The 4952-nt window shown below is 66.5% G+C and carries 6 protein-coding genes; 3 read left to right on the top strand and 3 right to left on the bottom strand.

Annotation, left to right across the window (positions count from 1 at the left end; all coding sequences use genetic code 11):
* Both B384_RS18820 and B384_RS0112335 read right to left on the bottom strand, forming a co-directional pair.
* On the bottom strand, positions 1-1284 hold a 1284-nt coding region (locus B384_RS18820), incomplete at its 3' end, for an ABC transporter permease (RefSeq protein ID WP_019483409.1).
* Complete coding sequence (locus tag B384_RS0112335) at positions 1284-2180, bottom strand: ABC transporter ATP-binding protein (protein WP_026041161.1); 897 nt, start codon at positions 2178-2180, stop codon at positions 1284-1286. The genes B384_RS18820 and B384_RS0112335, both read right to left, overlap by 1 nt.
* Positions 2181-2386: 206 nt before the next feature.
* On the opposite strand from B384_RS0112335, the gene B384_RS18815 reads away from it, so the two are divergent.
* The 3 genes from B384_RS18815 (at position 2387) to pcp (ending at position 4353) form a co-directional block, all read left to right on the top strand.
* A complete protein-coding gene (locus tag B384_RS18815) occupies positions 2387-3319 on the top strand; it encodes an aminotransferase class V-fold PLP-dependent enzyme (protein ID WP_337459705.1) in 933 nt (310 codons plus the stop codon).
* Positions 3271-3588, top strand: a complete 318-nt coding sequence (locus B384_RS21420; protein ID WP_337459706.1) for an aminotransferase class V-fold PLP-dependent enzyme — start codon at positions 3271-3273, stop codon at positions 3586-3588. Before B384_RS18815 ends, B384_RS21420 begins: the two co-directional genes overlap by 49 nt.
* Before the next feature lie 111 nt (positions 3589-3699).
* A complete protein-coding gene (gene pcp / locus B384_RS0112325) occupies positions 3700-4353 on the top strand; it encodes a pyroglutamyl-peptidase I (protein WP_019483406.1) in 654 nt (217 codons plus the stop codon).
* Between the two features lie 21 nt (positions 4354-4374).
* Here the strand turns inward: pcp and B384_RS0112320 are convergent.
* On the bottom strand, positions 4375-4952 hold a 578-nt coding region (locus tag B384_RS0112320; RefSeq protein ID WP_019483405.1), incomplete at its 5' end, for an SIMPL domain-containing protein.

The following is a 4952-nucleotide window of genomic DNA, read 5'->3' as shown; positions in this document are numbered from 1 at the left end:
CCCTGCCGAGCCAGCCAGCGACAGCCCGACGGCGGCAGCAGCTCCTGCGACAGCCGCCACCACGGTCGCGGAAGCGATAGCCAACAGGAGATTGGCGACAAGCCAGCGGGTCCTGGACTTCGGCACCGTCATAAGCAGTTCCGCCCTGCCCTCGGTTTCCTCGGCCCGCAACCTGAGAATCCCCTGGATGCCAGCGGCGGCAGCGAGGACACCGGCGATGCCGAGCAGGGCGGTGGTAAAAACGTCGACTATATCCGTCCGGCTGCCGGGGACCAGCCGTCCGATCAGCTCTTCGAGGGAGGTGTTGCCAGCCACCGCATCGGTGACCACTGGTGCGAGCCCGCCGGCAAGGCCGCCCAGTACAGCTGCGCCACAACACCAGCCAACGAGGGTGGGACGCTGCAGAATCCACGCCAAACCGAGGAAGGACGTGAGCCTTCCGCGAGAGGCTACTGCCCGCTCAGGAAACAGACTGGCGCCCAAGTCCCGGCGGTCCCTGATAATCAGGACCGCCGCACCTACAGCAACTGCGGCCACCGCAAGCACGAATAGCGGCGCAGTGTCCGCCGTGGTGAAGGGTCGGGAACGTTGTCCCCACCCGATCGGCGACATCAGCGAAATCCAGCCACTCGTGACTTGGGTGAGGTCCGCACTGGGCGTACCGATTGCGTCGCCGATACCTCGTAGCAGGTAGGCAGCACCCACCAGGCTTGAGGCTACCCCGTTGGCGCTGCGCCCCGACGGCATCACCTGTGCGGCTAGGGCCGCCACCGGGACAAAAAACAGTCCCACTGCGCCGACGGCAAGACCAGCCGTGATGGACCCGGGGGATGGCAGCCCAGCAGCCAGGAAGCTGGCCGCCACGCAACCGGCAAGCAGGAGGTTTGCGGCGCCGCCCACCAGCAGCGTGGCGGCGAGCGGTGCGGCACGGGGGAGCAGTGTGGACCCGATGAGTTCCGCACGCCCCAGTTCCTCGTCGGCGCGGGTATGGCGAATGACCAGGAACGTACTCATCAAGCCCGCCAACAGGGCGGTGAACGCAAACCCCTGGAAAAACACCACCGCACCAAGGCTAAAACCGTCCGGCAGCCCGCGCAGGAACAGCAGTGAAGGGTTCGCTGCAGCCACGGCGATGATCGCCCGCCGGTCACCCGTCTCGCTAAACTCGCTGGCCACCGCGGTGGCTGTGACATAACCCAGCAAGGCAATGCCCAGGATCCAGATCGGCAGCAGAATCCGGTCCCGCCGGAGCTGCGCCAACGCAAGCCGGAGAATTTCGGACATCAGGATGGCTCGGCGTAGTGGCGCAGGAACAGCGACTCGAGTGATGGCGGGGAAATGGTCAGACCGGTGGGCCTGACGGCAGCGATTCCCTCCAGGACGGACGGGAGATTGGCGGCCTCCACCTCGAATTCGGCGGCCAGGCCGTCGTCGTGAACGTCCTGGACACCCGGAAGGCGGGCCAGGAGTCCGGCGTCGACTCCCTCCACCCGAAAGTGGGTCAACTTGAGGTGCCGGAGTTCGGCCAGCGAGCCCGACTCGACCACCCGGCCCGAACGGATAATCGTCACCCGGTCACAGAGCTGTTCCACCTCGCTCAGGATATGGCTGGAGAGCAGCACGGTGGCGCCGTCGTCGTGCACCCGCCGGATCTCCCGGCGAAACACCGACTCCATGATCGGGTCCAGCCCTGAGCTCGGTTCATCCAGGACGTATAGCCGGGCAGGCCGCGCGAATGCCGCAATGAGGGCAACCTTCTGCCGGTTGCCCTTCGAATAGGTGCGGCTCTTTCGCCGTGGATCGAACTCGAAGTCATCGATCAGGCGGGTCCGCAAGGCTTCATCAGCGCCACCGCGCAGCCCGGTGAGGAGATCGATGACCTCTCCACCGGACAGGTTGGGCCAGAGACTCACGTCCCCGGGCAGATAGGCGAGATCCCGGTGGGTGCGGACCGGTTCACGCCACGGATCGGCACCAAAGACGGTGACAGTGCCCGAGGAGGGCCGAATGAGGCCGAGCAGGATCCGCAGGGTGGTCGACTTCCCTGCCCCATTTGGGCCAAGAAACCCATGCACCTCACCGGCGCCGACCGACAGGTCGAGACCGTCCAGTGCGTGGGTTTTTCCGAATACCTTCCCCAGCCCCCGCACAGCAATGACCGGATCGGTTGCGTCAGCCATAATGTGTCCGTTCACCAGCCCGACGACAACGACGCGGTGGTTTCCGCAGCGTTCCCCGAGGCTCCAGCCTTCGGGCCGCAAGTGCATCGACGGGTTCTGTTGCACAGCGTACAAGCGTCCGGGTAGCGGCGGTAGAGTCCTGCCCACCTCTCGCGGGTTTCCCCCTTAGGCTTGAGCAACGTCTGCCAGCCATCCGAAAGGACCTCATGCCCCTCGACGTCGAGAGCCTGCGTTCACACTTCCCGTCCCTGGCCTCCGGGATCGCCCATTTTGATGGTCCGGGCGGAACCCAGACACCGCGCGTCGTGGGGCAGGCGATCGCTGATACGCTCACCGGTCCGCTGTCCATTCGGGGGAGCTCAGTCGCCTCCGAACGCAACGCTGATCAGGCGGTCCTCAGCTTCAGGTCGGCGATGGCGGATTTCCTCAACGCGGACCCGTCCGGGATTGTCTACGGCCGCAGTGCCACCCAACTCACCTACGACTTCGCCAAGCACCTCAGCACCGGCTGGGGGCCAGACGACGAGGTGGTCGTGACCCGTCTGGACCACGACTGCAACGTCCGGCCGTGGGTTCAGGCCGCCGAGCGGCGGGGCGCCACCATCCGCTGGGTCAGCTTCGACCCTGAGACCTCAGAATTGCGCCTGGACGAACTGCGGGAGGCGCTGAGCCCCCGCACCCGGCTCGTCGCCGTCACAGCAGCATCGAACCTGCTCGGGACCATGCCCGACATCCGTGCTATTGCCGGGATGGTGCACGACGCCGGTGCCCTCCTGTTCGTCGACGGTGTCCACTACGCCGCCCACGCTGCCGTGGATGTGCGGGCGCTGGGCGCCGACTTCTTCGTCTGCTCGCCCTACAAGTTCCTGGGCCCCCATTGCGGTGTGCTCGCCGCCGCGCCAGCCCTGCTGGAGGCGCTGTTGCCCGAGAAGCTGCTGCCCTCCACCAACGCGGTCCCTGAACGCTTTGAACTTGGCACCCTGCCGTACGAGATCATGGCTGGCACGACGGCGGCAATCGACTTCACGGCGACCCTGGGCGACGGCGGGNCGGGTCCCGCCGGGAACAGCTCACCGCAGCCCACGCCGACATCGAACGGCATGAGGCGTCACTCCTGGCGCTTCTTGAGGCGGCAATAGCCCAGCTGCCGGCCGTGACAGTCCACTCCCGGGCCGCCGTCCGGACCTCGACGCTGCTGCTCACCTTCGACGGCCACGACGCTGCCGCGGCCAGCCAGTTCCTCGCCGAACGTGACATCCTGGTGCCCGCCAGCAACTTTTATGCGATTGAAGCGGTCGGCGTGCTGGGGCTGGGAGCGGCGGGCGGGCTCCGGGTGGGTCTGGCGCCCTACACCAACCTCGACGACGTGCAACGGCTGATCGAGGGGCTGACCGCGTTCCTCGCCTGACCGGGCCGCCGGTGCCCGGCCCAGAAGAGTGGCGCACCCGAGGACGCGGTGTTGGGCAACCACTACTGTGCGCCTACGCCACTCGGGTGGGGCGTCGCCTAGGCTTGACCCATGATTCTGCTCACCGGATTCGAGCCGTTCGGCGGCGAAACAGTCAACCCGTCCTGGCAGGCGGCGCAGCAGGCCGCCGAGGACCTGCGTGCTGACGGGGTCGATGCATTTGCGGTCGAGCTGCCCTGCACCTTTGGTGAAAGCATCGCCATCCTGCGTGCTGCGGTGTCCCTGCACCGCCCCAGACTGGTGTTCTGCGTGGGTCAGGCCGGCGGGCGAACGAGGATCTCGCTGGAACGCGTCGCGATCAACATCGACGACGCCCGCATCCCCGACAATGAAGGCAACCAACCCATCGATGCCCCGATTCGGGTCGGCGGACCGGCGGCGTATTTCTCGACCCTGCCGATCAAGCAGGCGTTGCAGGACTTGATCGAGGCTGGCATTGCCGCTGAAATTTCCCAGACCGCCGGCACCTATGTGTGCAATCACGTCTTTTACGGGCTCATGGACCAGCTGGCCACCACGACCGACCGCAAGAGTGACGGTCCTCGGGGTGGTTTCATCCATGTTCCCTATTCCGTGGAACAGGCAGCAGTTCACGGGGTTCCGGGAATGCCCGTTGCCGAGATGGCAACCGCGCTTCGCCTCATCGCGTTGACGAGCCAGCAGACGACGTCGGACCTGCGCCTGGCCGCCGGGGCGGAACACTAGGTCAGGTAGCCACCCGCGAAGCTAGGCCGCAGGTGCGATCCGCCAGCGGACCGTAACGCTACAGACGACGTCGGCCTCGCCTGGTTCGACGGGCATCGCTGATTGCTCAGCCAACATCACTTCGCGCATCAGGGGACGCGGAGAGTGTCCCGCCACCTCGGATACTTCCTCCACTGTGCCGAGGACGCATCCCGCCAGTTCGGCCCAGCGGCGGGCCCGGGCGAGTGCATCCTGCCAGGCGGCCTCCTGTGCCTGGGCAGCCCTGGCCTCCGGATCGGAGAAGCCGAACGACAGAGAGCTGATCCGGGCATCGTCGCCGCCAGCCTGCACCACAGCCTCAAGTACGGCTGACGCTGACGATAGGTCACCGATCGACAGGTTGAGATCCTGTGACGCGACATACCCGGTGACCCGCTGCTCCTGGTTCTCGCCCCACAGGATTTCCGCGCGCAGCCCGATCTGGTGGGTGGCCCGTTGAAGTGACTGAAGCCGGAGGGAGTCCAGGGCATCGAACACCCTGACAGCAGCGTCGGCGGCCCCGAGATACGCCTGCGGGGCCGTCGGACGGCGTACCTCCACCCCGACGCCGAGGTGCAGGC

This window comes from Arthrobacter sp. TB 23, assembly GCF_000294595.1.
Taxonomy (GTDB): Bacteria; Actinomycetota; Actinomycetes; order Actinomycetales; family Micrococcaceae; genus Arthrobacter_D.
The sequence above is the reverse complement of the archived record's forward strand: the minus strand, read 5'-3'. Positions and strand labels throughout refer to the sequence as shown.

What these genes read in the sequence shown, in the direction of transcription:
- B384_RS0112335 (WP_026041161.1), bottom strand. Translation starts at nt 2,180, where the DNA reads ATGGCTGACGCAACCGATCCGGTCATTGCTGTGCGGGGGCTGGGGAAG.
- pcp (WP_019483406.1), top strand. Translation starts at nt 3,700, where the DNA reads ATGATTCTGCTCACCGGATTCGAGCCGTTCGGCGGCGAAACAGTCAAC.